Genomic DNA, 26,387 nt, shown 5'->3' with positions numbered 1-26,387 from the left:
TAAGCGGCGGAGAAAGAGCAAAGGTATGCTTTGCTTTGATGATGCTTGAAAAGGGAAATGTACTTATTCTTGACGAGCCTACAAATCATCTTGACCTTGCTGCGAAAGAGGCTATCGAACAGGCACTTGCTGAATATGACGGAACAGTAATATTTGTATCACATGACAGATATCTGCTTAACAAAATTGCTCAGAAAATCCTGGAGATCAGGTGTGACGGTACAGAAATGTATAATGGTGATTTTGATTACTATCTGGAAGTAAATAAAAAACGTGATATTGAAAGGCAGCAGATTATTGACAGTGAAAAGCGTGCCAGAGCAGAGCAGGAGGCACGTGAAAAAAGTGTTAAAGCTTATAAGTCAAAGGAACAGAGAAGCCTTGAAGCTAAAAAGAGAAACCGTATAAGGGAACTGGAAGAGCTTATTGATGTGAAGCAGTCTTTGATGGACAAGCTTCAGGAAGAAATAACTCATGAGGAAGTTTATTCTGATTTTGAACTTATGAATAAAAAATGCCTTGAAATAGAACAAATAAAAAATGAGATTGATAACATGTTCGATGAAATTATTGAGCTTAGCTGACTTATTATATTAAAAATAATAAATATTTATATTTTCTCTTGACATTTCTGAAAAAAAGGCGTATTATGGTATTAAAGATAATTTTTGAAGCAAAGGTGCTCCGTAAAAACGGAGTGCCTTTTTTTATATTCAAAATTATTAAATAACATTTAGGATGTGATTCAAATGACAGAAACAATGCTGAAAACCAATGCAGCCAGTACACCGGTTGGCAACGCAGATGAAATTAATATGCTGCTGAGAAGATACGGAGTAAAGTTTGGAATTTACAAGAATGGAACTTTTAAAGAGCAGTTGTTCCCTTTTGATCCGATACCCAGAATTATTACTGCAGAAGATTTTAAAGGTATTGAAAAGGGACTTATTCAGCGTGTTGATGCTTTGAATATGTTCCTTTTTGATATTTATCATGAAAAAAATATTATCAGAGATGGAATTGTTCCGGAAGATTTTGTGTACATTTCAAGCGGATATCTTCCGCAGTGCGAGGGGATAACTCCTCCCGGAAAAATTTACAGCCATATTTCAGGAATAGATCTTGTTCAGGGAAAGGATAACGAATGGTATATTCTGGAGGATAATTTAAGGATTCCTTCAGGTGCTTCGTATCCTTTGATAGCAAGAGAGCTGACTCGTGTTGCGTCCCCGAAAGTATTTTCCAGCAATTCAATAGTGGATAACAGAAATTATGCAAAACTTTTAAAAGATACTATGGATTATGTTAACTGCGGAGGAATAAATGCTATTCTTACTCCCGGAAGATATAATGCCGCATATTTTGAGCATTCATATCTTGCAGAGCTTACAGGTTCAGTACTGGTTCAGAATGATGAGCTTTTTGTTGAAGACAATATGCTTTACTATAAAACCTATTCCGGCGGAAAAGAAAGAGTAGGTGCACTTTACAGAAGAATTTCTGATGAATATCTTGATCCGCTTACATTCCTTCCTGAATCTCTTATAGGTATTCCGAATCTGATGGAAAGCTACAGAAGCGGAAATGTGGCTGTAATAAATACACCGGGTAATGGTGTTGCTGATGATAAGGGAATTTATTATTTTGTGCCTAAAATGATAAAATATTATCTGGGTGAAGAACCTATATTGAAAAATGCTCCTACATATCTTCCTTTTTATGAAGAGGATAAAAAATATGTGCTTGAAAATATTCACAAGCTTGTTATTAAGGATGTGGCTGAAGCCGGAGGGTATGGAGTCGTGTTCGGCAGTGAGTTAACAAAAGAAAAGCTTGAAGAATTTAAAGCTACTATTATAAGAGAACCCCGCCGTTTTATAGCTCAGGAGGTTATTGACTTTCTTGACCTTCCGATTATGGATAACGGGGAAGAGGTTATGAGAAAAGCTGATTTAAGAGCATTTATATTATCAGGAGAAACAACAAGAGTCTGGGCTTCGGGACTGACAAGATTTTCAAGAAATCCGGATTCATTTGTAGTAAATTCATCACAGGGAGGAGGCTTTAAGGACACATGGGTACTATCTCGATAGAACATGGAAACAGGCTTTTTTGGCTTGGACGTTACACAGAAAGAGTATTCACAACCTTGAAAGCACTGGAAAAACAATATGATAAAATGATTGATGAGAAACCGGATATGTATCAGCAATATCTTGAATGCTTTGGAATTGAGGATACCTACGGCAATAAGGCTGATTTTCTTAAAAGCTTTTTGTTTGACAAGGAAAATCAGAACTCTGTTGCCTATAGTCTGGAACGAGCCTATGATAATGGTATTGTTTTGCGAGAGGATATTTCTACTGAGGCACTGTCATTTATCCAGATGGGTATGGATACTCTGGAAAAGATAAAGGATACGCCTCATGGATTGCTTTATGCACTGCTTCCGCTTGAAGATATTTTATTTGGATTCTGGGGCTGTATTGAGGATTATATTTATGATGAAGAAATAAAAACTATTATCAAATGCGGAAAATGCGTTGAACGTCTTGACTTGTATTATCGTCTGAGATATCCATTTGCCGATATCAGTATGGAATTTGACAGACTTTGCGATAATCTCAGAAAAGTTCCCAAAAATACGCCGTACCGTTATAATACCAAACAGCTTTCTGTTCTTGTTGAAGCTATGGGTCTGGAAGATAATTATATCCAGAATCTTAATGAAATTCTGAAAAGTCTGGGTAATTTATTTGAACAGTAAAAATAAGTACGACTTCTAAAACAAGGAGAGATTGACATGAAAAAAGTGAAATTTAATTTTCAGACTAAGCTGACATTTGATAACAATGTGTATGATCATACATTTGCTTTAAGATGTATTCCACTTGAAAATGAAAGTCAGAAGATTATTTTCTGTGAGCTTGATATTTTACCGTTTGTTTCAACTCAGAAAACAGTCGATGCATTCGGAAATACAGTAATCAGTGGATATTTAAAAAAAGAACACAGATTTCTTGATTTTGAGGTAAAAGGTGAAGCAGAAATTGACAGCTTTACAAAAACTCATGATTTTATGCCGTGTTACAGATATCAGTCAGATTATACCAAACCCGGAGATGAACTGAAAATATTTTATAATATGCTCATGGAGCAATGCGATGCAAAAACACCTTATGAAAAAACGATTTATTTTTCAAAAAAGCTTTCTGAATGCTTTTCCTATGTGAAAAATATTACTGATACCAAAACAACTGCAAATGAAGCATTTGTACTGAAAAAAGGCGTTTGTCAGGATTTTTCTCATATTATGCTTTCATTACTTAGAATGAACGGTATTCCATGTCGTTATAAAGCAGGACTTGCAAGCTGTGACGGGGAAACTCACAGCTGGATTGATGTCTGGGACGGTGAAAGCTGGTTCGGATATGATCCGACAAATAACTGTGATGTAAATGACAGCTATCTTGCTCTTTCACAGGGACGTGATTTCAGGGACTGTGCAATTGACAGGGGAGTTATGTTTGGGGCATATACCAGACAGCTTCAGCTGATAAGTTCTGGTCTGGTATAAATTAAAATCAAATGGAGCTGAAAAAATGATAGAAACAGTAACAGAATCTATGCTGGCAGTAAATGAAAAACTGAAAATACAAAAGTCCAGTATATCCAATGGAAACAGTAAAAAACGTATTTGCGTCGTAACCGGAATACACGGAGATGAACTTGAAGGACAATATCTTGTTTACCTTCTTGGAAAATATCTTAAAGAAAATATATCACTTCTGGACGGAACAGTTGATATTTATCCTGCACTTAATCCTATGGGAATTGATTCTATAACAAGAGGAATACCGCTTTTTGATATTGATATGAACAGACTTTTTCCGGGTTCAAAGGATGGTACAATGATGGAAACATTATGTGCTGGGGTAATTGATGATATAATGGGAGCTGATATTTGTATTGATGTTCATTCTAGCAATATTTTTCTAAAGGAGCTTCCTCAGATACGAATAAGTGTGCCTACTGCTGAAACTCTTGTACCTTATGCAAAAATGCTCAATGTAGATTTTATATGGGTACATGAATCAGCTACAGTATTGGAATCCACTCTGGCTCATAGTCTTAATTCAAGAGGAACGAAAACCCTTGTAGTAGAAATGGGTGTAGGAATGAGGATAACAGAGGAATATTGTTATCAGCTTTTTGACGGAATTATTAACCTTATGGCTAATCTTGGAATGTGGAAGGGGGAAATTCCTTCTGTAAGAGAGCCTTTAATTTCTCTTAACGGAGCCGTTGGATTTGTTAATTCAAAAGCAGCCGGAATTTTTGTACCTATTGCAGGTTTTGGGGATCATGTAAAAAAAGGTGAACATATAGGGGATGTTTTAAATCCGCTGACCAGTGAAGTGGAAGCGGAAATTACAGCAGTCTGCGACGGCATGATATTTACTCTCAGAGAATATCCTATTGTATACGGCGGTTCGCTCCTTGCCAGGATTTTAAATGACAAGCCTGACGATATTAACATGGAGGGAGATGATCAGCAGTGGTAAAGGATATTATTTATTCCCTTAAATCTCCTTATCGTGAAAGTCTGGATGTAACCGGATTCAGATTTGGCAGCGGTAAAAAATCTATAGCGGTTATAGGTGCATTCAGGGGAAATGAAATCCAGCAGATGTACGTATGTTCACAGCTTGTACAAAAGCTTAAGTTTCTTGAAGAAAATGGACAGATTGTTAAGGGACATGAAATTCTTGTAGTTCCATGTGTTAATTATTATTCTATGAATATTGGTAAGCGTTTCTGGGCAATGGATAATACAGATATTAACCGAATGTTTCCGGGATATAATTTAGGTGAAACTACTCAGCGTATTGCTGACGGCGTATTCAATGGGATTCAGGGTTATGAATACGGTATTCAGATGGCAAGCTTTTATCAGGAAGGTAATTTTCTTCCGCATGTGAAAATAATGGAAACGGGTTTTACAGATAAAGAGCTTATGAAGCTTTTTGGGTTTCAGTATGGAATTGTCAGGAAGCCTCGTCCGTATGATACAACGACACTTAATTATAACTGGCAGATATGGGAAACAAAGGCCTTTTCAGTTTATACAAATGCTACAGATTATATTGATGAGGAATCTGCTCAGGAAGCCGTTACAGCAATTTTAAGATTTATGTCAAATACAGGTATCATAAATAAAAAAATCAGGAAATATTATGATACAGAAATTGTTCTTGAATCAAGCATTTCACAGATTCGTTCTGATTGCAGCGGTATATTTCGTTCTGCATTGAAAATTGGCAGTCATGTGGATGCAGGTGACATACTGGGTGAAATATTGAATCCTCTTGATGGAACGATTAATTCAAAGATTAAATCTGAATTCAGCGGAGAAGTTTATTTCAAATATAACCGTCCGCTGATTAATGAAAAAACAGTGTGCTTTAAAATAATTTGCGATTAATTAAAACCCCGGAAATTATAAATTTCCGGGGTCTTTCATATATTCACTTATAAGCTTCCATGGAATTGTTGATGAAAAAGTTCCCAATGCGTAAGCGGTTAATTCACTATGAGCAAATATAATGGTAAATCCATCTGGGGTTAAATACCATTCGTTGTTTTTAAGCTTTTCATCAACATTATCTCTGACAGGTAATAAAAATAAATTATATTCTCTATAATGATAACGATAATCAATTTCATTAAGATCATTGACAATATATTTTTCTGCAAAATGAATAAAATCTTCATTAAATAGATCTTCAATTGTCAGTAAATCACCAGTTTTAAGGGAAAAGGTATGGGCAGTGTAGGCGTGGGCTGGGTGGGCAGCACTGGTACCCATAAACATATGATAATCACGGAAACTGATATATTTGTCGTCAATATAAGTCAGGTCAGAAGTTACACCGTCAATTAAATGATATTTTGCACCCCATTCTTCATAATTTTCATAAATATGTTCTAAATTAAAGAAAGGGGTATTACACAGCATAACATAGTCCATGTACTCTTTATATGTACTGTTTATTTTATTATTTACTTTTTCATCATCAGTTATAACCTGTGGATATTCGACAGTTATAGGTCCGAGCAATGTGCCGTCTTCTGCGTAAATTTCGGTTTCGTCACTGATAAACTGTACGAAATCGCATTCAACGTCATAGCGGTATTGTCGGTGATCAAAGAAAGGATCTTCTTCTATCTTGTTTGGTATGGTTGTAGTAGATGTTGGAGAAGTAGTTTTTTCTATGACTGACGAAAATGTCTCCTCTTTGGAAACGGTTTCATAAACTTTATTTTCAGAGGAGACAGTTATACTTGTATTATTTTCTGTGCAGCCGCATAAAAGCAAAGCATTGCACAGCATAATGAAGAAAATCTTACTTTTCATCATTTTCTTTTTTTACAACATCAATTCCAAGTACATCAAGACTTTCCTGATCAACAGGAGACGGGCATTCAGACATAAGCTCACTTGCGTTCTGTACCTTTGGGAATGCTGTAACATCTCTCAGGCTTTCAGCATGGAGCATAACCATTGCAAGTCTGTCAAGACCGATACCAAGACCGCCGTGCGGAGGCGCACCATATTTATAAGCTTCAACAAGAAAACCGAATTTAGCTTCGATTTCTTCATCTGAAAGACCTAAAGCCTGGAACATTTTCTGCTGAAGTTCATAGTCGGTTATACGGATTGAACCTGAAGACAGTTCTGTGCCGTTAAGTACAAGATCAAATGCCTTTGCAAAGACCTTTTCAGGTGCAGATTCAAGGTATTGAATACATTCGTCTTTGGGCATTGTGAAAGGATGATGCATAGCAACATAGCTGTTTGTTTCTTCATCATATTCAAAGAACGGGAATTCAGTGATCCACAGGAAATTAAATTTATCTTCCGGAATAATATTAAGTTTCTTTGCAACATGAAGTCTCAGTGCACCCAGTACAGGAAGCGTAACCTTATTTTTATCAGCAATAATAAGAGCCGTATCACCCTTTTCACAGCCAATTTTTGTAAGAATTGCATTCAGTTCTTCTTCGCTGAAAAATTTAGCAAATGAACATGACGGCTTTTCATCGACCCATCTTACATAGGCAAGTCCCTTAGCACCGATTCCTCTGACCATTTCGGTCAGTTTGTCAATTTCTTTTCTGGTAAGAACAGATGCAGAATTTTTAGCAACAATTGCTCTTACACTTCCGCCGTTTTTAACTGCGTCTGCAAATACACCGAATCCACAGTCCTTGACAAGTTCTGAAAAGTCCTGTATTTCCATGTCAAAACGTGTATCAGGCTTGTCTGAACCGTAGCGTTCCATGGCTTCAGTATAGCTTAAACGAGGCAGGGGAGTAGTAATATCCATATTGAGTACATTTTTAAACAGATACTTTATAAATCCTTCAGTCATTGAAAGAATATCTTCCACATCTACAAAGGACATTTCAAGGTCGATCTGAGTAAATTCCGGCTGACGGTCTGCTCTTAAGTCCTCGTCTCTGAAGCATCTTGCAAGCTGGATATATCTGTCCATACCTGCAACCATAAGAAGCTGCTTATAAATCTGAGGAGACTGTGGAAGTGCATAAAATTTACCGTTGTGAACTCTTGACGGAATAAGGTAATCCCTTGCTCCTTCGGGAGTTGATTTCATCATCATCGGAGTTTCAATTTCAACAAAGTCGTTTGCATAAAAATACTCTCTTGCAGCCTTGGCAATTTTATGGCGCATAATTAAATTATGCTGTAAAGGCTGTCTTCTCAGGTCAAGATAACGATATTTCAGTCTTAGTTCCTCGTTGACTTTAGTTTCATTTGTTATTTCAAAAGGAGGTGTCTGTGCCTTTGCGAGTATACGCAGGTCTGAAACAATAATTTCAATTTCCCCGGTTTTTATTTCTTTATTGACACTTGCACGTTTAGCAGTAGTACCCTTTGCCATTAGAACGAATTCACTTCTGCATGAAGCGGCTTTTTCAAAAATGTCTCTGCTTGTTGTATCATTAAATGCGAGCTGTACAATACCGGTTTTATCTCTTAAATCAATGAAGATTAGATTTCCCAGATCACGGATTTTCTGTACAAATCCGCCTACTGTAACTTCAATTCCTTCTTCTGTAACTTCGCCGCAGTAATGCGTACGTTTTAAGCCATTCATATTATCAGCCATAGTGTTCTCCATTCTGCCGTTTAAACGGCAATCCTTTTTTATAAAGTTTAGCGTGATTTCTCACGCTAAAATGTTGTTTATTTATTTTTATCTGAATTATCTGAATTTTCATGTTTTGTCCGTACAATAGAAATAATTCTCATAATCATCATATAGATAATAAATCCGATTGATATTATAAGCGGTATGACAAATATTACTGTTGTAACAGGAGGTATACTATCTGCTTTGATTATATAAATTATATATAAAATCAAAGCAAATATAATAAGTAATGAAAATATTACAGGAGAAATTTTTTTTAAAAAGTCTTTTTTCATTATATATCTTCTAGTACTCCGTTAAACATTTCACCGACAGCTATATTTGAGAAATTCTGAACAAATGAGCTGTCAAGTGCAATTTCAATTTCTTCTCCGGATTTCATATTTTTGAGTCTGGCTTTTTTACTTGTAATTTCATTATCGCCAAGAACCATTGTAAATGTTGCTCCAAGTTTGTCCGAGTATTTCATCTGAGATTTCAGACCTCTTCCCACAACATCATATTCAACCCAGAAACCCTCGTCTCTAAGGCTTTTTGCAAGCTTCATTGCATGAGGTACAGCATTATCATCCATTGGAGCAATATAAAGATTACATCCCATATCACTGTCAAAGGAAATTCCCTGATTTTCCATCGTTATAATAAGTCTTTCAAGACCCATGGCAAATCCTAAAGCAGGAGTTTTCTGACCGCCCAGCTGTTCGATAAGTCCATCATATCTTCCGCCGCCGCATATGGTTCCCTGAGCACCAATATCAGTGGTAACGAATTCAAATACAGTTTTTGTGTAATAATCCAGACCTCTTACTATTTTAGGATCAACAGTGTATTTAATATCAAGATTATCAAGATAAAATTTAAGCTTTTCAAAATGTTCTGCACATTCATCACAAAGATAATCCAGAATAAGAGGAGCATCTTTGGCAATTTCAGAACATACAGGACTTTTGCAGTCTAAAATTCTCATAGGATTTTTTTCCAGTCTTGACTGACATGTTTCGCAAAGCTTATCCTTTTTGTCTTCAAAATATTTTTTCAGAGCCTTATGATATTCTGCACGGCATTTCGGACAGCCTATGGAATTAATTTTCAGCTCTGTATTTTTAATGCCCAGAGTATTAATTATATCACTTGCAAGAGAAATAATATCAGCGTCAGCACTTGGCAGACTGCTTCCAGCCATTTCAACTCCGAACTGGTGAAATTCTCTCAGACGCCCTGCCTGAGGGCGTTCGTGCCTGAAACAGGAAAGTATGTAAAATACTTTCTGTGGCATTGCTTCGTTTAAAAGACCGTTTTGCATCAGTGCTCTGATTGTTCCGGCAGTCCCTTCCGGACGCAGAGTAAATTTAGTTTCCTTTGCAATAACCGAATACATTTCCTTTTGTACTACATCTGTTGTTTCTCCTACAGATCGCTGGAAAAGTTCAGTATTTTCAAATGTAGGAATGCGTATTTCCCTGAAACCGTATCCGGAAGCAGCCTCTCTGGCTGCACGTTCAACAGTGTGCCATTTATATATGTTTTTAGGAATTACGTCTTCAGTACCATTTGGTCTTTTAATAGTAAGTGCCATAAGAATCTCCATTCATAAATATATATAGAATAACGGTTAAGAATTGATAAAGAAGCAATTAAAAACCGTATTATTTAATCGTTCCTTAAGGAATGATTTATATGCGCGGGTTACCAATCTCACGCCAGTCAAGATCTCCTCTTTCAAGAGCGAGAATAAGAGCTTCAGCAGTAGCAATATTGGTTGCCACCGGTACATTATGAACATCACATAATCTTAAAAGGTTAATGTCATTAGGTTCATTTGCCTTAGGGTTAATAGGATCTCTGAAAAACAGAAGCACATCAATTTCATTACATGAAATTCTGGCACCTATCTGCTGACCGCCGCCTTGTTTTCCACTGAGGTAGCGTGCAATTTCCAGTCCGGTAGCTTCACTTACAAGTTTTCCGGTTGTTCCGGTTGCGCAGAGATTGTATTTGGATAAAATACCGCAGTAAGCGGTACAAAACTGAACCATGAGTTCTTTTTTTGAATCATGAGCGATTAAAGCAATTGTCATATCAATTTTCCTTTCCATTACCTGGATATTTTTTATCGTATGTAATTTAAGTTTATTAGAAATTTTTGTAATTCTTTATTTTTTGTTTACTAATTCATTATATATTATACCATAAAATGAGCGATTGTCAAAGAAGAATTTGTTGATATTATTAAAATCGTGTAAATTGAATGATTTATAATGTTGACATTTGTACGTTTTGACGAAAAGAAAAACGAGATAAAAATCTCGTTTTAATCTTCATTTTCAGATATATCTGCAGATGTTGTATCAACTGTAGTTTGAGTTTCAGGTGTGGAAACAATATTGCCATCAGCATCTGTAACAGTCACGGCAGTTGTTGTATCAGGAGTAAGGAAATTAATGTTATCCATGCCGTTTGCCGTACCGTTTTCGGGAAAATTTTTGTAATATGCCTGAATAATGCTTCTGATCATATATTTAGAATATTCGCCGCCTTCTATTATTCCGGCAAATGCAATCTGAGGGTCATATGCAGGAGCAAATCCGATAAACGCACTGTCTGTAAGTTCCTCACCGTTACGCCAGTTCTGTGGAGTACCTGTTTTAATTGCTACATCAAAACCCAGATTTGAAAGAGAATATTCTGCCGGGAAATTATTGCCTGATGCTAAAACCATACCTTGTGTAATATAATCATATACATAATCATAATTAAGGTTTATCTGTTCAGCAATTACAGGTTCATGGTCTTCAATTTTTTCTGTCATTGAATAATCATAAATACTGTTTACCAGATGAGGTTCATATCTGACTCCCTGATTTGCAATTGTTGAAGCCTGAACAGCCATCTGAAGGGGAGTTACCGCAACTTCTGACTGACCGATTCCAGCCTGAAGGACCTGACCTACTGTCCAGTCAAGACCAATTTCATTAAATCTTTCCGGATTTGCAATTGCACCAGCATAATCGCCGGTTTCTATTCCGGTATGCTGACCAAAACCATACATTGAAGCATATTCGGAAAGCTTGTCAATTCCCAGACGGCGGCTCAGCTCATAGAAATAAATATTACATGAAACTCTTAAAGCCTCTGCAACGGCAATATCATTGTGATATCCGGTACAGCCATAGGTCTGGTCGTAGAAAGTCATTGTATGAGTACAATTATATGTGGTATTTCCGGTAACAATTCCCTCATTCAGACCGGCTGTGGCAGTTACAGTCTTGAATGTAGAACCAGGTCTGTAAAGACCGCAAGTAGCACGATTCAGAAGGGGAGTATTGTCAGCTTCCAGTATTTCATCGTATTTTGATTTGTAGTCATTCAGATTGTATGTCGGAGATGTTGCCATAGCAAGTACTGCATTGTCCTTAACGTCCAGGACAACTATAGCTCCGCAGTATACGTCCTTATAATCATTGCTGGATTCTCTTAGGTATTTTGTAAAATTTTCAAGAATTTCCTGAACATCACGCTGATAATCGCTGTCAACAGTAAGCTTTACTGTATTTCCGCCTTTTGCTTCTTCTGTAACATCAGCAGAAACTACAGAACCATTTGTAACATTAATGGTTTTTGTACCATCCTTGCCTTTTAGTTTGTCTTCAAGTGCAAGTTCAATACCACTTTTTCCTACCGTATCATTCATGGCATAGCCTTTTTCCTTGAGTTCCTCATATTCTTCAGCAAAAATAGGACCTACAGTACCAATTTCATGAGGTATAACATCTCCCTGAGCAATTTCACGGATTGCTTCTTCAGTCACATCAATACCTTTAAGCTTTACGCCCAGTTCCTTAATTTTTGTAACAACTTCAACCGGAACATCTTCACATAAAGTAAATGTATTGCCAAGAGAAAAATCTCTGAGCAGCATTTCATATCTTATACCAGCAAGAATTCTCTGCTCTTTTTGGTTGTAATCCTTATCAGATATCTCATAGTCATCAATCAGCTTGTCTATACAGTTTTCAGCTGTAGCATATACGTTAACACCTATAAGACTTTTAAGTTTTTCAACATCACTGTCTCTGTCCTTTTCAAATTCGTAAGGTTCACTGTCTGTAATGGGAAGAGTTTCATTCCATTGAAGATCATTTTCTTCCAGGATTTTTATTGTCTGCATTAATATGCTGTTTGCTTCCTTGTTGTCTGAGGGGAAGAATGAATCGTCTATTATTATGTTAAAACCGACTTTATTTTCAATTATCGGATTTCCGTCATTATCTACTATCTGACCTCTTGTTGCCTTTATAGTCTGAGTATAGATTGAAGTATATTCAGATTCTGCCATATATGAGTCACCGTTGACTATTTGTACTGTCATAAGGCGTATACCGCCGAGTGCCACAGCTATTATAACAATAATAGCTAAGAATGCAGTTCTGAGTCTATCAAGAATTTCTTTCATTGTTATCCTTTCTTTCAAGAGAAATCATATCTTCATTGCTTCTTCTATATTTTTAGCTTTTTTCGGGTAGAATCTTTTTACAATTGGTTTTATAATAAGATATACTACCGGAGAAATCATTATAGTATAGAAAACACATGGTAAAGCAATATCAGAAAAAACGTAACCTGAACCCTCATAACCCCACATGGCATAATAAAAGAAGTAGTCAAGCATCTGATAAATGAATGTATAAACTGCCGACAGAGCAATTACATTAACAGCATTCTGGAAAAGCAGATGTCTGAACAGAATAGTTGTTGCAACGCAGAATACGATAAATAATATACTGCTGTAGCCGAAAATTTTTCCTGTTGCTTCATCTAGCAGCAGTCCGCAGATCCCGCCTAAGAAAGCAGCGGGATATTCTCCTTCATTCATGCAGATGCACACGCACAGAGGAATAAAATAAATTGGCTTTACACCTTTGCCGATGTTTATTAATACTGCTGAAACAAGTACAAGAAGTATGTAAATTGCCCATCGTATTGCAGCGTAGTATCTGATTTTCTGAATTCTGGTCATTTGTTTCATAGCCACTATTCTTCACCGCTTTCTGTTGTTTCCTCAGTAGGATCTTCGGCAGTTTCTGAATTATCGTCATTGTTTTTTTTGTCATCAGATGATTCCGTAGTATTTTCAGTAGTTTCCTCACCGATATTTCCTGTCGGAATCTGGTTTTCCTGTTCATTTCTGTCAAAGTCAGTTATAACCATAACATTATTTATCTTATTCGGATTTACAGCCGGCTCAATGACAGCATAAGCTGTAAGTCCGCTTTCTTCAATTCCGGTTTCAGTAACATTTCCTATAACATACCCTTGAGGGAACTGTCCGCTGTTTCCGGAGGTTATAATAAGATCGCCTTCTTTTATTTTATGATTTTTGTCAAGATAAATCATTTTGCATTTTCCATCAGCTGCAAGACTTAAGCTTCCTTCAATTATGCCGGTATCACGGCTTTCAACACATAAACCGCCTACTGAAAGCTCAGGAGAAAGAAGTGTTCTTACAGTAGAATATGATTTTGCAACTTCTGTAATAACTCCTACAAGTCCCTCGGATGTGACAACCGGATCATAAAGAGATATGCCGTCATTAGAACCCTTGTCTATTACGAAGGTGCCATAAGGATCGTTTGCCATTCTTGATATTATAGTGCATGGAGGAGAAAGGACAAAATCCTTGTTTTCTTCCTTGATACCTATAAATTTGCGAAGGTCTTCAACCTCTGATTTCATATCTTCATAATCTATAAGCTGGCTGTTCAGATCAGCAATCTGTTCTTTTAGTTTCTGATTTTCCTCTACATAATCCTCAGAATTAACAAACAGATCAATAACAAGAGAAACTTTGTCCGAGATCATGTTTGAAAACTTTTTTACAGGATTTAAGACAGTTCCAACAAGCTGAGAGCCTTCAGATGTCTGACCGTCTTTGGTAACTGAATAAAGAGCAATTCCCAGAAAAAAAGCAGCAATGCAAACTATGATTTTAAATTTGACGCTCTTAAAAAACTGGTTCACTTTGTTGTTCTCCTTTCTTTAGTAGAAAGGCGGGACATTCCCGCCTCAGTAATAGTGAGCATCGTCAGTTAATGCGTCTTCAAATTTATCAAGATCCTCAAGGATTTTGCCTGTGCCTTCTGCAACACAGTCCAGAGGATACTCTGCTATATAAACAGGCATTCCGGTTTCACGGTTTATGAGCTTATCCAGACCTCTGAGAAGAGCACCTCCTCCGGCAAGTGTAATTCCCTGATCTATAATATCTGATGAGAGTTCAGGAGGGGTTTTTTCAAGAGTTACTTTTATAGCATCTATTACTCTTGAAAGAGGTTCGGTAAGAGCGTCTCTTATTTCAGTAGAGGTAACGGTAATATTTTCAGGAAGTCCGTTTAATAAATTTCTTCCCTTTATTTCCATTGTTCTTTCATTTTCACTGGGGTATGCGGAACCGATTTCAATTTTAATATTTTCTGCTGTTCTTTCGCCGATCAGGAGATTATATTTTTTCTTTATAAAGTTAATAATCGACCTGTCAAATTCATCTCCGGCAACTCTTACCGAGCGTGATGTTACAATTCCTCTCAGAGAAATAACTGCTACCTCGCTTGTTCCGCCGCCTATATCTACTATCATACTGCCTGTTGGTTCTGATACCGGAAGACCTGCACCTATTGCTGCTGCCATAGGTTCTTCAACAATAAACACTCTTTTAGCTCCGGCATTTTCAGCAGCTTCCTTTACGGCACGTTTTTCAACGGCAGTAACGCCGGAAGGAATACAGATTATAACTCTTGCCTTGGTAAAAAAAGTACCTCTCAGAGCTTTTTTAATAAATTCCTGAAGCAGAGTAGTAGTAATATCAAAATCAGCTATAACGCCGTCCTTCAGCGGTCTTACTGCAATAATAGAACCCGGAGTTCTTCCTATAACTTCCTTTGCTTTTTTTCCTACATATTTTGCCTTATCGGTTCTTGTATCAACTGCCACAACCGAAGGCTCACGGATTATAATGCCCTTGCCCCTCATAAAAACAAGGGTATTGGCGGTTCCCAGATCTATTCCAATATCCTTTGTAAACATTTTTAAACATTTCTCCTTTATGTTCCGTTTTGTCTGATTTATTTCAGTCTTTAAGAAATATTAATTTTATTATACCACCAAACAGTTTCTTTAACAACATATCTGTCAGAAAATTTGTGTGATGTGTTTTTAATGTTTTTATCTATTTTGCCGACATAGCTTTTAAATACTTATCCGGCATATTATGTATCATCCTATCATTTTAGAAAATTTCGGATATAGAGCCACAGCCAGAATCATGAACAGAATCTGTGATACGCTCATTGAAAAATCGAATCCGAAAGTAAGTTTAATAATTACCAGATTTAATGTAAACGGAGAAACGCTGATACTTTTTGAATATGCAAGCCAGCTTAAAGCATCTATATGTCCGGCACCTGTTGCAGCCACTGCACCGACTATCGCTCCGGCAATGAGCAGAGCTATCAGCAGAATTTTCTTTTTCATTTTATGTGTCCTTTCCGGCTGTTAACCTTAGATTTTTATTGTCCGGTGGAGCCGAAGCCGCCGGAATTTCTGTCTGTTTCATCAAGTTCATTTACTTCACTTATTTCCGGCAGTATAACCGGTGTCATGATCATTTGTGCAATACGCATTCCGTTTGTGACAGTAAAGTTTTTATCACTGTGGTTTATAAGAGGGATTTTTATTTCACCTCTGTAGTCGCTGTCTACAACTCCTACGCAATTTGCCAGTGAGATTCCGTGTTTTGAGGCAAGTCCTGATCTTGGATATATTAAAAGAGCGCACTGATCAGTGTCCGGAGCAGCGGCAATGCCAGTAGGAATAAGCTTTATTTCTCCGGGAGCAATAACTGTGTCATTATCAATACATGCAGACAGATCCATACCTGCACTGCCTGATGTTGCTCTGCCGGGCAGTACAGCATTTTCTTTAAGTTTTTTTATTTTAAGAATATGATTCATATTTTTCTCCGTTTCAGAAGACTTTTTATAGAACACCTCTGTAATAAAGTCCTCTAGTAATATTTTCTCTCATTTTTCCGCCGGACTTGTATTCTCTTATAATTTTTTTTATTTCACTGGGTGATTCATCGTTAAAATAAAGAGTAATAAAGCTGACGTTTTTAATTTCATCCATCCGGTCAGCCATATAAAGAGGCTGGGAATTCAAGATTTCAGTATATTTTTTATGGCATATTATTTTGTTTCTTCTTCCAGTTCTGTCCTGAAGAAATTTTTCACATTTTTTGCATCCTGTTTCATTTTTTACAGGACAGTTTCTTGTAAGCATCACAGGAAGATAGCCATATGCAATAATACCAGTATTCATGCTTTTTTTCAGAGCATTAATCTGTCCGAGTTTAAGTTCAAATGAAAGAACAGCGTCTTCAAAATCAATTTTTTTCAGAAAATTGATACTGTAAGAATTAGCTATATTCAGACCGAAATCTCCATGAAGCTTAAATCCAAGATTTTTTCCTGTTTCAATATATGCCGGATTATTGCACATAAGATGTTCAGCACCCATTCGTCGGCATTGCTCAAGCTCGTTTGTGATTTCTGATTCATTGTAAATAAACCTCGGAGGTTCAATAATTACTTTTGATGTATCAGAAAAATAATTATGTAAAAATACATAGGACGGCATAATTACGTAATCTGCTTCCGATACTGCTTCAAGCTGTCTGCCGCACGAAATTCTCATGCGTATCTGGCTAAGTTCTTCGTGTGAATTTTCCGGATAAATACTCAGATTTTTCTTATGAAAAACAGGAGTATTATGTTCAATTATTTTTTTATCCATAAGGCAGGAAGCTTCTCTTCTCAGAGCATTTATGGATTTTGCACTTAAAGAAAGTCCGGCATCAATTTCAGATTTCAGACCTTTGTATTCATAAATAGTTCCGCCCAGTTTTGAAAGCTGTTTTTCAAGATATTCATGATCCAGAGTTTTTTTTATTGCCTGCTGGGGTATTTCCCCGGAAACAGAGACATTGCCGCAGTTACTTCTGGCATTAAGCCTGACAGGATTTCCGTTTTTGACCTCTGCATTAAAGTAAAGAACATCTGTTTTTCGATCTTTACTGTATTTTCGTCTTATTTCCGGCAGGAGATCCTTTGCGGCTATAACATCTTCTTTTTCCCGTTTTCCGAACATATTATCGAGTGTTCCCGTGTAATATCCATCTGTGAAACCGCTTCTGGAAAAGACTGATTTAAGCAGTGCCATATCCGGAGATTGACCGTTAAGTGCCTGACGGCAGGCACTGACAGCGGAAGCAACATATTCCGGACGTTTCATTCGACCTTCAATTTTAAATGAAAAAACGCCATTTTCTGACATTTTTTTCAGATGTTTCATCAATGACAGGTCTTTTAAGGAAAGGGCAGTATTCTCAGGATTTTTACATGCAGAAAACGGAAGTCGGCATGGCTGTGCACAAAGACCTCTGTTAGCACTTCTCTGACCGATCATAGATGACATGTAGCATTGACCGGAAACGCACATACATAAAGCTCCGTGTACAAAAACCTCTGTTTCAATTCCCACACGGCATATTTCGGCAATCTGGTCAGCATTCAGCTCACGTGACAATACAGCACGTTTAAACCCTAGCTTTTGAAGAAATTCTGCGCCACGAACGGAATGAATGGTCATTTGAGTTGAGCCGTGAATATTTGCATCAGGAATAATATTTCTGATGATTTCAGCGGCTCCCAGATCCTGAACGATAAATGCGTCAATACCGCATTCGGCAGCGTATTCTATAAAATCGGAAAATTCTTTTACCTGACTGTCAAATATTATGGTGTTTACTGCCAGATATATTTTAACACCGTGCAAATGGCATATATCAGATGCCTGTTTAAGTTCATCATTATCAAAATTAGCGGCATTCTGTCTTGCTGAAAATTGCTTGCCGCCCACATAAACTGCGTCAGCACCGCAGTTTATTGCAGCTAAAAGGGATTCCAGACTTCCGGCAGGAGCCAGTATTTCACTGTCATTCATTATAGCTTAAATACTGTCTTTAAGCTTTTTCAGCTGCTGATTGCTTTCAAGCTCTTCAATTTTTGATTTCAGCACTTCTATTTCCTTAAGGGCTGCGTCACGTTCAATACGTGCTTTTCCTGCCTCATCAACATATTCCTTTGCCTGCATTCTTATGTTATCAACATTACCCTGTGCCTTGCTGAGGTCATCAAGGGTTGAAAGTGCCACCATAACAGCGGCGGAATAAGGTGAAATTGATGTATTTCCGGAACACATATCGTTAAGACGTTTTTCCAGCAGTTTTGCAAGTCCATATACATAGCTTGGCGGTTCTTCTGTCTGCAGCATATATTCTTTGCCGCATATTATAACTTTTACTCTGTTAAGCATTATTTTATCCTTTCGGTACAAATTGAATTTGTCGTTTTAATTTGATACACATTTTATTATAATATATTTTGTCGGAATTGAAAATACCTAAAATAAAATTTTTTTCAAATTTTCAGAAATATCTTATAAGTGCAGTAACCTTTCCGAGTATTTTTACATTATCTGAAATAATCGGATCCATAGTGTCATTTTCAGGCTGAAGCCTGTAATGACCATGTTCCTTATAAAATGTTTTAACGGTTGCACTTTCATCATCAACAAGAGCAACGACTATATCACCATTTTCAGCGTAATCAGTTTTTTCTACAATTACGATATCATCATTGAAAATACCAATATTAATCATACTTTCGCCTTTTATTTTAAGTGCAAAAAGCGGATTGCTGTATCGTTTTTCTGTGTTAAAATTTATATATTCGGTAATATTTTCGATGGCAAGAATAGGCTGTCCGGCTGCCACATCGCCCACCAGCGGAACAGAGACACTGTTTCCGCCTTTGAGCTTTATAGCTCTGTTATGATTATCCATTTTTTCCAGATAGCCTTCTTCAACCAGCAGATTTATATATTTGTGTACAGTTGAGGTGGATTTGATATCCAAGGCACTGCAAATTTCCCTTACAGTCGGGGGAAATCCGCTGTCAATAGAATCCTTTATAAATTCATAAATGGCAGTAGCCTTTTCGTTAAGCATTTTATTCCCGGCCTTTCAGTTTTTTATAAATCATTTTGGCAACCTTATAAACATCTCCGCATCCGAGAGTTATCACTAGATCTCCTTCTTGTGCATTCTCGCATACATAATCACAGACCTGACTGAAATTTTCATATTTTCTTTCATCAGTATATTCAGCTGTTTCATCCTGAGGAAAATAAACGCAGCCGTCTATTTTTTCAGCCAGATTTCTTGAAAAGATGTTGTATGTGTTTTTTTCTCTTGATCCCATAATATCTGTCAGTACTGCAATATCCGGAATAGAAAGTGCCTTTACGAAATCATCAAGCAGTATTGCGGTTCTTGAAAATGTAAACGGCTGAAATACTGCCCATACTCGTTTGTATCCCATTCCCATAGCAGCGTTCAGAGTTACAGAAAGCTCTGTTGGATGATGAGCGTAATCATCAACGATTGTAATTCCTTTTTCTTTGCCGATAAGTTCAAATCTTCTTCCGGCACCACGGAAATCTGAAAGACCTTTTTGTATACTTTCAAAAGGAACGTTAACATAAAATCCTGCTGCAGCAGCTGCAAGGGAATTTAAAACATTATGCATTCCAGCGACATGTAATCTTATCTGACCCAGCTGCTGATTTTTATGCATAAGGGTGTATTCAGTTTCCATTCCCGAAATTTTTTTGATATCCTTTGCATAATAATCATTTTCGGGATTTAAACCAAATGAGATCATTTCTTTTCCTGTTATTCCATTAACAGCCTTTAGAGTATTTTCATCATCACCGTTTATTATCAGTGCTTTGGTAGCATTTCCGGCAAATTTATGGAATGATTTTATAATATTATCAAGATTTTTAAAATAATCAAGATGATCTTCATCAATATTCAAAATAACTGCTATATCCGGATAAAGTTTCAGGAATGTATCTACGAATTCGCATGATTCGCATACCATAATATCACTTTTTCCGGCACGTCCGCTTCCGCCTATACAAGGAAGTTTTCCGCCGATAAATGCTGACAGATCAATATCGGCAGTATAAAGAATCTGAGTTATCATTGAGGTTGTGGTAGTTTTTCCGTGAGTACCTGAAACGCATATAGCATTACTGTACCAGCTGGTTACAATTCCAAGAAGTTCGCTTCGTTCAAGTACCGGAACTCCTGAAGCTTTTGCGGCGATTAATTCCGGATTATCTGCCATTATAGCAGCTGTATGAACAATAAGATCTGCACCTTCAATATTTTCAGCTCGCTGTCCCATGAAAACAGGAATTCCCATTTTTCTGACAGCTTCAAGAGTTTCAGTTTCGTTATTGTCAGAACCGGTCAGAAAATATCCCTGAGAATGAAGAATCTGAGCCAGAGGATACATTCCGGAACCGCCTATTCCTATAAAATGTATATGCTTTTTGCCATTGAGTATATCGTTATTCATGTCAATCATATCCTATCTTTATATTTTTAACGCTTTTTTATTATATGTATATTTTTACCTTCTGCGTTCAATAATATCCCTGTAAACATTCTAAGGAGGTCATAATTTATGAGCATTACTGATATTAAAATCCGAAAGACTATTACAGAGGGAAGGCTGCGTGCTATAGTTTCCATTACGCTGGATAACATTCTTGCAGTACACGACATTAAAATTGTCCAGGGTGATGAAAGACTTTTTGTAGCAATGCCAAGCCGGAAGGATGAAAACGGAGTTTTCAGAGATATTGTACATCCAATTTCTCCGGATGCAAGACACATGCTAGAAGATCAGATTCTGGATGCCTACAGCCGACACGTTGCAATTACTGAAGCAGAAGAACAGGCTGTTTGATTATTTTCCTGCCGTTATTTACGGCAGGCTATTTTTTTGAAAGATACCATGCCTTTAAAACGCCTATTTGTGTTTTAGAGTCAGTTATTTCTCCGTTCATAACCATTTCAACAGCTTTTTCCATCGGAATTTTTTCAACGTCAAGAAATTCGTCTTCATCAAGCTTCTGCTTTGAAAATTCAAGACCGGACGCAATATAAAGATGAATTACCTCGCTTACATAAGCCGGAGTAGGAATTATTTCTCCCAGATATTCATATTTTTTACATGTACAGCCTGTTTCTTCAAGCAATTCTCTTTTTCCGCAGTCGTAATGCTTTTCACCGGGTTCAATTTTTCCGGCAGGAATTTCGAGAATAGCCTTGTGATGAGGATAGCGGTATTGTCTTACCATAAGTATTTCATTGTTATCCGTAACCGGGATAACAGTAACTCCTCCTGAATGATGTACAACATCTCTGGTGACTTCCTTGCCGTTTTCCAGCAAAGCCATATCTTTTGTAACTTCAAAAATTCTTCCCTTATATACGCTTTCGCTTGATATTGTTTTTTCTTCCAGATGCATTTTTATTCCTCCGTTTTATATTTTGAAATAATTTTATTTTTATATTCTTCTTCAAGTCTGCAGGAATTATCACAGTCATAGTTGTAGAAATGTGAAAATCCTGAGAGTTCGTCTTTTTTCTTTCTGAAAATAATTATATAAACTATAAGAATTACCAGACCAATAACTGAAATTACAGCACCGATTTTCAGTCCGGGAGTTTCATACCTGAATTCAATTGTATTGTCTCCGGCTTCTGCCTTTACTGCCATAAATCCATAGCTTACTTTTTCAATATCCACAGGTTTGCCGTTTACATAAGCTGTCCAGCCGTCATCATAAGGAACGCTGAAGAATACAAGCTTTGAACTGTCCAGAGAAATTTCAGCGTCAAAACCTTCTGAGTCATAGGAAAATTCTGAACAGGTTTCCTTTTTGCGTTCAATACAGTCCTCAATATAAGTGGAATCATTTAATCCGACAGTTTGATCAGCCGGAAGCTTATTTATTATATCGGAATATTTTTCTGCCTGTTCGTCATTTAATATAAGTGCTCTGAGCAGAATACGCTCCCTTGTCTGCTCAGAATAACTTTCAGCGTTTTTTTCTGTAACATAATTATCAAAGGTAAATCCCATAGGAAGGTAATATTTATTTTCGTAAACATAAAAACCATTCTGGGTATTTTTATATTCAAATCCCGGCAGATCACATATATAGGTATATGTTTCTTCCTGATCTGAATAAACTTTATCAAAGTAATATTTTACTGAAAAAAGTCCTCTTATAGTACTTTTTTCGAGGGGTGCTCTTGAGGCAACATCTCTGGTTACGCCTATTTCAGGATAAAATTCCATAATACTTCCTGGAACTATGCTCTGAAATGCACGCATTGAGGAATATCCCCAGAACATAGGATAATTATCATAATTTTCTGAAATATCAATTCGGTAGAACTGTTCTTCAGGATCATCAAGACTTAAATTATCACTGCCATAAATACCATTGTTTATATACGTTGCCGGATATGATCCCAGTGTAACTCCGAAATACACAACAGACGCTGTGCAGACAACGCATGCAGTTACTGTAGATACAAGAGCTGCCGTCATATAGCTTCTGCCTTTTTTCCTTAGTCTTTCAATAAAATATAAAAGTACAAGACCGGCAATGGATATAATTAAAACTACTGCAAAATAAGCCGGATAGTTTGCAAATTCAAACCATGTTACCTCTTCATCGGTCTTTTTAGGAAGAATTGAGATTACAGCAAGTCCTGCCATAACCACTCCGCAGACTGCAATACCGCTTTTTAGTTTTATGCTTTTGTCATCTAATGCCTGTGCGGTCATCATTGCCATTATCAGTATAGGCATATAGAACCATCTTGCATAATATGAGCTGTTAAACGTATAGAATGCACTGTTTAAAATAGGAATAAATGCACATATCATGCATATAATAATGAGTTTTACAGACCAGTGCTTTTTTTTCGCCTTTGAGAACGCTATAACTCCTGCCATAGAAAACATAGGTAGATAACCGCCTATGGACGCCCATTTTGCACCGTCTGTACTGAACAGATTAGGTCTTGCCGGAACGTCAGGAATCATGAAAAAGCTCTGAATAATTCTTATAATACGTGTTCTGTCACTATATGTCACAAGATCGAGTCCGTATAAACGTTCATTAACTCTGTAATTTCCGAGTATTGCAAGAGCTGAAGGCAGCAGCATGACCATAGCAATCATAACTCCCATAATAGCTTCCAGAGCAATACTGAAGAATTTTTTCCATGTTATTTTAAAATCCGGCGATTTTATTCTCACAAGAATATATAGGATTACAAATACTGCCTGACCGGCAAAGAAGAAATAATTTATTATTCCCATGAGTGCAACAGATGCTGCAAAAACTCCGCGGCGGTTATTATTTACCCGTTCTTCAAGAGCAATAAGCATCAATGGAAAAAATGCAGTTACATCCTGAAAATGATTGAAGAAAATGTTGAACATCTGGAATCCGGAAAAAGCATACAGCATTCCTCCGATAGCGGCTGCGTTTTTATTTCTTACAAAACGTTTTATATATGCGTATGCGGTTACTGCGGCTATACCATGTTTCATTGCAAGAAGAACCGGCATAGCGAATACCACAAGAGCATGGGGCAGGGGAATGGTAAGCCAGAAAAACGGACTGCCCAGAAGATAGAAGGAATATGAACCCAGGAAATTTGCTCCAAGATCTGTACCCCAGTCCCATCCAAGCCCTTCATTTTTTATAAAGTCATGGGCATGAAGATAAAATGGTATCTGCTGGGAATTATAATCTCCGTAATATATATAATAACCTCCCGTATAAATTATTATGGGAAGAAGTATTATAAATAGAGATAAAAATCCCATAAAGAATATTTTAAAGTAATTATTATTGCTTTTAGAGCGTAAAAGCGTATTTCCAGTCATGTTGTCAGGTTGTCCTTTCTTTATATCTGTTGGAACATTTATATATGTTTGGAATATAATAAAATCAGAGGTCGATAATACGGGTTACAATGCCTTTTGGAGTTATATCTATAATTCCGAATGACGGGGGATTACCGTCTCTGGGACATGAAATGCTTCCGGGATTCATAGTATATAATCCATCATCATATTCATTGAAACGTGCATGTGTATGCCCGTAAAGGAGTATATTTGCTCCCTTTTTTCTTGCAATTTTTTTGAGTGGTTCAATGGAGCTTTTGACTCCGTATTTATGTCCGTGGACGGCGAAAATGCAGTTTTTATCATCAGGACAGAATAAAATTTCATCTTGACTCAGGCTTGCAAAGTCGCAGTTTCCTGTAACATGTATAAATTGTTTGTCAGGATATTTTGTACAGATCTGATTCAGTTCACGTTCTCCGTCTCCCAGATGTATATACAAATCACCGTGAAAATTCTTTACGACCTTTTCAATAGAAAAGTAATTGTTATGGGAATCAGACATAACTATAATTTTCATAGGAAAGTCTCCTTAAAATTTAAACTTAAAGGTTATATATAAAAAAATTATAACATAAATATAGAATAATTACAATGGCTTTCGGGCAGTTTCATTTAAGAAACATAAAAAAATAATTAAAGAGAGGTTTTACTTATGGCTAAAATTGATCCTAAAAATGCTGATGAACTTTTAAAGGTAGTCAGTAAAAAGCTGAACGTTCCGGTAGAAACGCTCAGAAGTCAGTTAGAGCAGGGAAAATTTGATGCTGCTCTTAATAATATGAGCAAAAGCGATTCAGAAAAATTCAAGCAGGTTATGAATAATCCGAAATTAATTGAAAAAATTATTTCAACCCCTCAGGCTCAGGCACTGTATAAAAAACTGACCGGCGGAAAATAAGATATAGGGGCAGCAGGTAACCATTAAAAAAATAATTCTGCTGTAAAAATCAGGGGAGGGAGGATGCTTATGCCAGATGATTTAATGGGAAAAATTCAGGAAATGTTGTCTGATGAAGAAAGTATGAAACAGTTAAGTGATCTGGCTAAGATGTTTTCTTCCCCTGAAAATTCTGAACAAAAAGAATCTGAAAGTTCCGGTTCAGAAAATGATAATCATCAGTCTGCGGATCTTTCAGGGGATTTTGGCCTTGGAGATTTTGATTTTACAAAAATATTAAAAGTACAGGAAATTATGTCTAAGGCTTCAAATGACAAAAGTGCAGAACTTCTTCTGGCACTTAAGCCGCTGCTTCGTGAAGAAAGAAGAGCAAGAGTTGATAAAGCGGTAAAAATACTTAAATTGTTTGCAGTCTGGACGGTGCTTAAAGACAGCGGACTTTTAAATGATATTATATAAACAGTACTCTGAGAGAAGGTGAGAAGCATGAATTACAGTCAGTCAGAAATCAATTTTATGAGACAGGATGCACTCAGACGTACACGGGAAATGCACAATCGCTCCGTTTATAATAAAAGCAATGTACAAGCCGGAGACCATCCGCCGGATAGTCATGAAGAACATAAATCAGAAAATGTTATACATCAGAACAGAATGCAGCAGAATTCGGGTAAAAATAACAGCAATCCTATAAATGGATTGCTTTCCGGATTATTTTATGATGGTAAAATTGATAATGATAAAATATTAATAATTGCTTTGATAGTAATTCTTGCCAGAGAAGGTGCAGATCTGAAGCTGCTTATAGCTTTAGGATATATTATGATGTAAAAGAAAAGAGGAAATAATTATGAATGATCTGATTTTTAAGGGAATATGGGTAATTATCGGACTTATAATGCTGCGTTTTTACGCTAAAAGAAAGCATACTGTAAGGTCAGCGATTTTGGGTATGGTATCAGGCGGAGTATCTCTTGTACTTTTGCATTATTTTGGCAGTTACATAGGTTTTTCTCCGCAGATAAATATGTTTAATACTATGATGTCTCTTGTTCTTGGCGTACCCGGAGTCATACTTATTACTTGTGTTAACATGCTTCTTTAGAAAAATAAAAACCTCCGAATTCATAGAATCGGAGGTTTAAATTCATGTAATACGCAGAAATTACTTGATTTCTACTGTAGCACCAGCTTCTTCGAGCTTTGTCTTGAGTTCTTCAGCTTCTGCCTTGGAAACGCCTTCCTTAAGAGCCTTAGGAGCTGATTCAACAACTTCCTTAG

The 26,387-nt window shown here is 36.8% G+C and carries 28 protein-coding genes and 1 pseudogene; 11 read left to right on the top strand and 18 right to left on the bottom strand.

Annotated elements, in window-relative coordinates; all coding sequences use genetic code 11:
* From ACI4WO_RS08815 to ACI4WO_RS08790, 6 genes and pseudogenes are all read left to right on the top strand, one after another.
* A pseudogene (locus ACI4WO_RS08815) lies at positions 1-584 on the top strand (ABC transporter); the annotation flags it as partial.
* 165 nt (positions 585-749) lie between these two features.
* On the top strand, positions 750-2,093 hold the full coding sequence (locus ACI4WO_RS08810) for a circularly permuted type 2 ATP-grasp protein (protein ID WP_439807191.1): 1,344 nt from the start codon (positions 750-752) through the stop codon (positions 2,091-2,093).
* Complete coding sequence (locus tag ACI4WO_RS08805) at positions 2,075-2,767, top strand: alpha-E domain-containing protein (RefSeq protein ID WP_439807190.1); 693 nt, start codon at positions 2,075-2,077, stop codon at positions 2,765-2,767. Before ACI4WO_RS08810 ends, ACI4WO_RS08805 begins: the two co-directional genes overlap by 19 nt.
* Before the next feature lie 36 nt (positions 2,768-2,803).
* Positions 2,804-3,577, top strand: a complete 774-nt coding sequence (locus ACI4WO_RS08800) for a transglutaminase family protein (protein WP_439807189.1) — start codon at positions 2,804-2,806, stop codon at positions 3,575-3,577.
* 25 nt (positions 3,578-3,602) lie between these two features.
* On the top strand, positions 3,603-4,565 hold the full coding sequence (locus tag ACI4WO_RS08795; RefSeq protein WP_439807188.1) for a M14 family metallopeptidase: 963 nt from the start codon (positions 3,603-3,605) through the stop codon (positions 4,563-4,565).
* Complete coding sequence (locus ACI4WO_RS08790; RefSeq protein ID WP_439807187.1) at positions 4,559-5,485, top strand: M14 family metallopeptidase; 927 nt, start codon at positions 4,559-4,561, stop codon at positions 5,483-5,485. Before ACI4WO_RS08795 ends, ACI4WO_RS08790 begins: the two co-directional genes overlap by 7 nt.
* A 15-nt stretch (positions 5,486-5,500) precedes the next feature.
* Here ACI4WO_RS08790 and ACI4WO_RS08785 read toward each other — a convergent pair whose 3' ends face one another.
* The 14 genes from ACI4WO_RS08785 to murC all read right to left on the bottom strand — a co-directional run bounded on the left by ACI4WO_RS08785 (position 5,501) and on the right by murC (position 20,782).
* Positions 5,501-6,418 carry an RsiV family protein gene (locus tag ACI4WO_RS08785; RefSeq protein ID WP_439807186.1) on the bottom strand — a complete coding sequence of 306 codons (918 nt, stop codon included), beginning with the start codon at positions 6,416-6,418 and terminating at the stop codon, positions 5,501-5,503.
* Positions 6,408-8,195 carry an aspartate--tRNA ligase gene (gene aspS / locus ACI4WO_RS08780; RefSeq protein ID WP_439807185.1) on the bottom strand — a complete coding sequence of 596 codons (1,788 nt, stop codon included), beginning with the start codon at positions 8,193-8,195 and terminating at the stop codon, positions 6,408-6,410. The genes ACI4WO_RS08785 and aspS overlap by 11 nt, the downstream gene beginning before the upstream one ends.
* Positions 8,196-8,514: 319 nt before the next feature.
* A complete protein-coding gene (gene hisS / locus ACI4WO_RS08775; protein ID WP_439807184.1) occupies positions 8,515-9,816 on the bottom strand; it encodes a histidine--tRNA ligase in 1,302 nt (433 codons plus the stop codon).
* Between the two features lie 97 nt (positions 9,817-9,913).
* On the bottom strand, positions 9,914-10,318 hold the full coding sequence (gene mgsA / locus ACI4WO_RS08770; protein ID WP_439807183.1) for a methylglyoxal synthase: 405 nt from the start codon (positions 10,316-10,318) through the stop codon (positions 9,914-9,916).
* Positions 10,319-10,551: 233 nt separating this feature from the next.
* On the bottom strand, positions 10,552-12,693 hold the full coding sequence (locus tag ACI4WO_RS08765) for a peptidoglycan D,D-transpeptidase FtsI family protein (RefSeq protein ID WP_439807182.1): 2,142 nt from the start codon (positions 12,691-12,693) through the stop codon (positions 10,552-10,554).
* A 24-nt stretch (positions 12,694-12,717) separates the two neighbouring features.
* Positions 12,718-13,272, bottom strand: a complete 555-nt coding sequence (locus ACI4WO_RS08760; protein WP_439807181.1) for a hypothetical protein — start codon at positions 13,270-13,272, stop codon at positions 12,718-12,720.
* Complete coding sequence (gene mreC, locus ACI4WO_RS08755; protein WP_439807180.1) at positions 13,272-14,258, bottom strand: rod shape-determining protein MreC; 987 nt, start codon at positions 14,256-14,258, stop codon at positions 13,272-13,274. Before mreC ends, ACI4WO_RS08760 begins: the two co-directional genes overlap by 1 nt.
* Before the next feature lie 45 nt (positions 14,259-14,303).
* Entirely contained in the window at positions 14,304-15,320 is a 1,017-nt protein-coding gene (locus tag ACI4WO_RS08750; RefSeq protein ID WP_439807179.1) for a rod shape-determining protein, read from the bottom strand.
* Positions 15,321-15,509: 189 nt separating this feature from the next.
* Entirely contained in the window at positions 15,510-15,767 is a 258-nt protein-coding gene (locus ACI4WO_RS08745; RefSeq protein ID WP_439807178.1) for a DUF4321 domain-containing protein, read from the bottom strand.
* Positions 15,768-15,802: 35 nt separating this feature from the next.
* Complete coding sequence (gene dut / locus ACI4WO_RS08740; RefSeq protein WP_439807177.1) at positions 15,803-16,246, bottom strand: dUTP diphosphatase; 444 nt, start codon at positions 16,244-16,246, stop codon at positions 15,803-15,805.
* A 25-nt stretch (positions 16,247-16,271) separates the two neighbouring features.
* Positions 16,272-18,296, bottom strand: a complete 2,025-nt coding sequence (locus ACI4WO_RS08735) for a DUF3656 domain-containing U32 family peptidase (RefSeq protein ID WP_439807176.1) — start codon at positions 18,294-18,296, stop codon at positions 16,272-16,274.
* A 6-nt stretch (positions 18,297-18,302) separates the two neighbouring features.
* Entirely contained in the window at positions 18,303-18,668 is a 366-nt protein-coding gene (zapA, locus tag ACI4WO_RS08730) for a cell division protein ZapA (protein WP_439807175.1), read from the bottom strand.
* A gap of 112 nt (positions 18,669-18,780) precedes the next feature.
* A complete protein-coding gene (gene lexA, locus ACI4WO_RS08725; protein ID WP_439807174.1) occupies positions 18,781-19,362 on the bottom strand; it encodes a transcriptional repressor LexA in 582 nt (193 codons plus the stop codon).
* 1 nt (position 19,363) lies between these two features.
* Positions 19,364-20,782, bottom strand: a complete 1,419-nt coding sequence (gene murC, locus ACI4WO_RS08720; protein ID WP_439807173.1) for a UDP-N-acetylmuramate--L-alanine ligase — start codon at positions 20,780-20,782, stop codon at positions 19,364-19,366.
* Positions 20,783-20,890: 108 nt separating this feature from the next.
* Here murC and spoVG point away from each other — a divergent pair, with 108 nt between their 5' ends.
* Positions 20,891-21,175 carry a septation regulator SpoVG gene (spoVG, locus tag ACI4WO_RS08715; RefSeq protein WP_439807172.1) on the top strand — a complete coding sequence of 95 codons (285 nt, stop codon included), beginning with the start codon at positions 20,891-20,893 and terminating at the stop codon, positions 21,173-21,175.
* Positions 21,176-21,203: 28 nt separating this feature from the next.
* Here the strand turns inward: spoVG and ACI4WO_RS08710 are convergent, their stop codons facing one another.
* The 3 genes from ACI4WO_RS08710 to ACI4WO_RS08700 all read right to left on the bottom strand — a co-directional run bounded on the left by ACI4WO_RS08710 (position 21,204) and on the right by ACI4WO_RS08700 (position 24,725).
* A complete protein-coding gene (locus ACI4WO_RS08710) occupies positions 21,204-21,740 on the bottom strand; it encodes an NUDIX domain-containing protein (protein ID WP_439807171.1) in 537 nt (178 codons plus the stop codon).
* Between the two features lie 2 nt (positions 21,741-21,742).
* The gene (locus ACI4WO_RS08705) at positions 21,743-24,184 is read right to left on the bottom strand and encodes a YfhO family protein (RefSeq protein WP_439807170.1); all 2,442 of its coding nucleotides are present in this window, start codon (positions 24,182-24,184) and stop codon (positions 21,743-21,745) included.
* Between the two features lie 64 nt (positions 24,185-24,248).
* On the bottom strand, positions 24,249-24,725 hold the full coding sequence (locus ACI4WO_RS08700) for a metallophosphoesterase family protein (protein WP_439807169.1): 477 nt from the start codon (positions 24,723-24,725) through the stop codon (positions 24,249-24,251).
* Between the two features lie 135 nt (positions 24,726-24,860).
* On the opposite strand from ACI4WO_RS08700, the gene ACI4WO_RS08695 reads away from it, so the two are divergent.
* The 4 genes from ACI4WO_RS08695 (at position 24,861) to ACI4WO_RS08680 (ending at position 26,211) form a co-directional block, all read left to right on the top strand.
* Positions 24,861-25,106, top strand: a complete 246-nt coding sequence (locus tag ACI4WO_RS08695; protein ID WP_439807168.1) for a hypothetical protein — start codon at positions 24,861-24,863, stop codon at positions 25,104-25,106.
* 69 nt (positions 25,107-25,175) lie between these two features.
* The gene (locus tag ACI4WO_RS08690) at positions 25,176-25,565 is read left to right on the top strand and encodes a hypothetical protein (RefSeq protein WP_439807167.1); all 390 of its coding nucleotides are present in this window, start codon (positions 25,176-25,178) and stop codon (positions 25,563-25,565) included.
* 27 nt (positions 25,566-25,592) lie between these two features.
* Positions 25,593-25,937: a hypothetical protein gene (locus ACI4WO_RS08685; protein WP_439807166.1), complete on the top strand. Its 345-nt coding sequence runs from the start codon at positions 25,593-25,595 to the stop codon at positions 25,935-25,937.
* Positions 25,938-25,956: 19 nt separating this feature from the next.
* Positions 25,957-26,211, top strand: a complete 255-nt coding sequence (locus ACI4WO_RS08680) for a pro-sigmaK processing inhibitor BofA family protein (RefSeq protein ID WP_439807165.1) — start codon at positions 25,957-25,959, stop codon at positions 26,209-26,211.
* Positions 26,212-26,271: 60 nt separating this feature from the next.
* Here ACI4WO_RS08680 and ACI4WO_RS08675 read toward each other — a convergent pair.
* Positions 26,272-26,387, bottom strand: a 116-nt coding sequence (locus ACI4WO_RS08675) for a ribosomal protein L7/L12 (RefSeq protein ID WP_439807192.1), incomplete at its 5' end; no start/stop codon positions are given.

The organism is Porcipelethomonas sp. (genome assembly GCF_051893655.1).
GTDB lineage: Bacteria > Bacillota > Clostridia > Oscillospirales > Ruminococcaceae > Porcipelethomonas.
The sequence above is the reverse complement of the archived record's forward strand: the minus strand, read 5'-3'. Positions and strand labels throughout refer to the sequence as shown.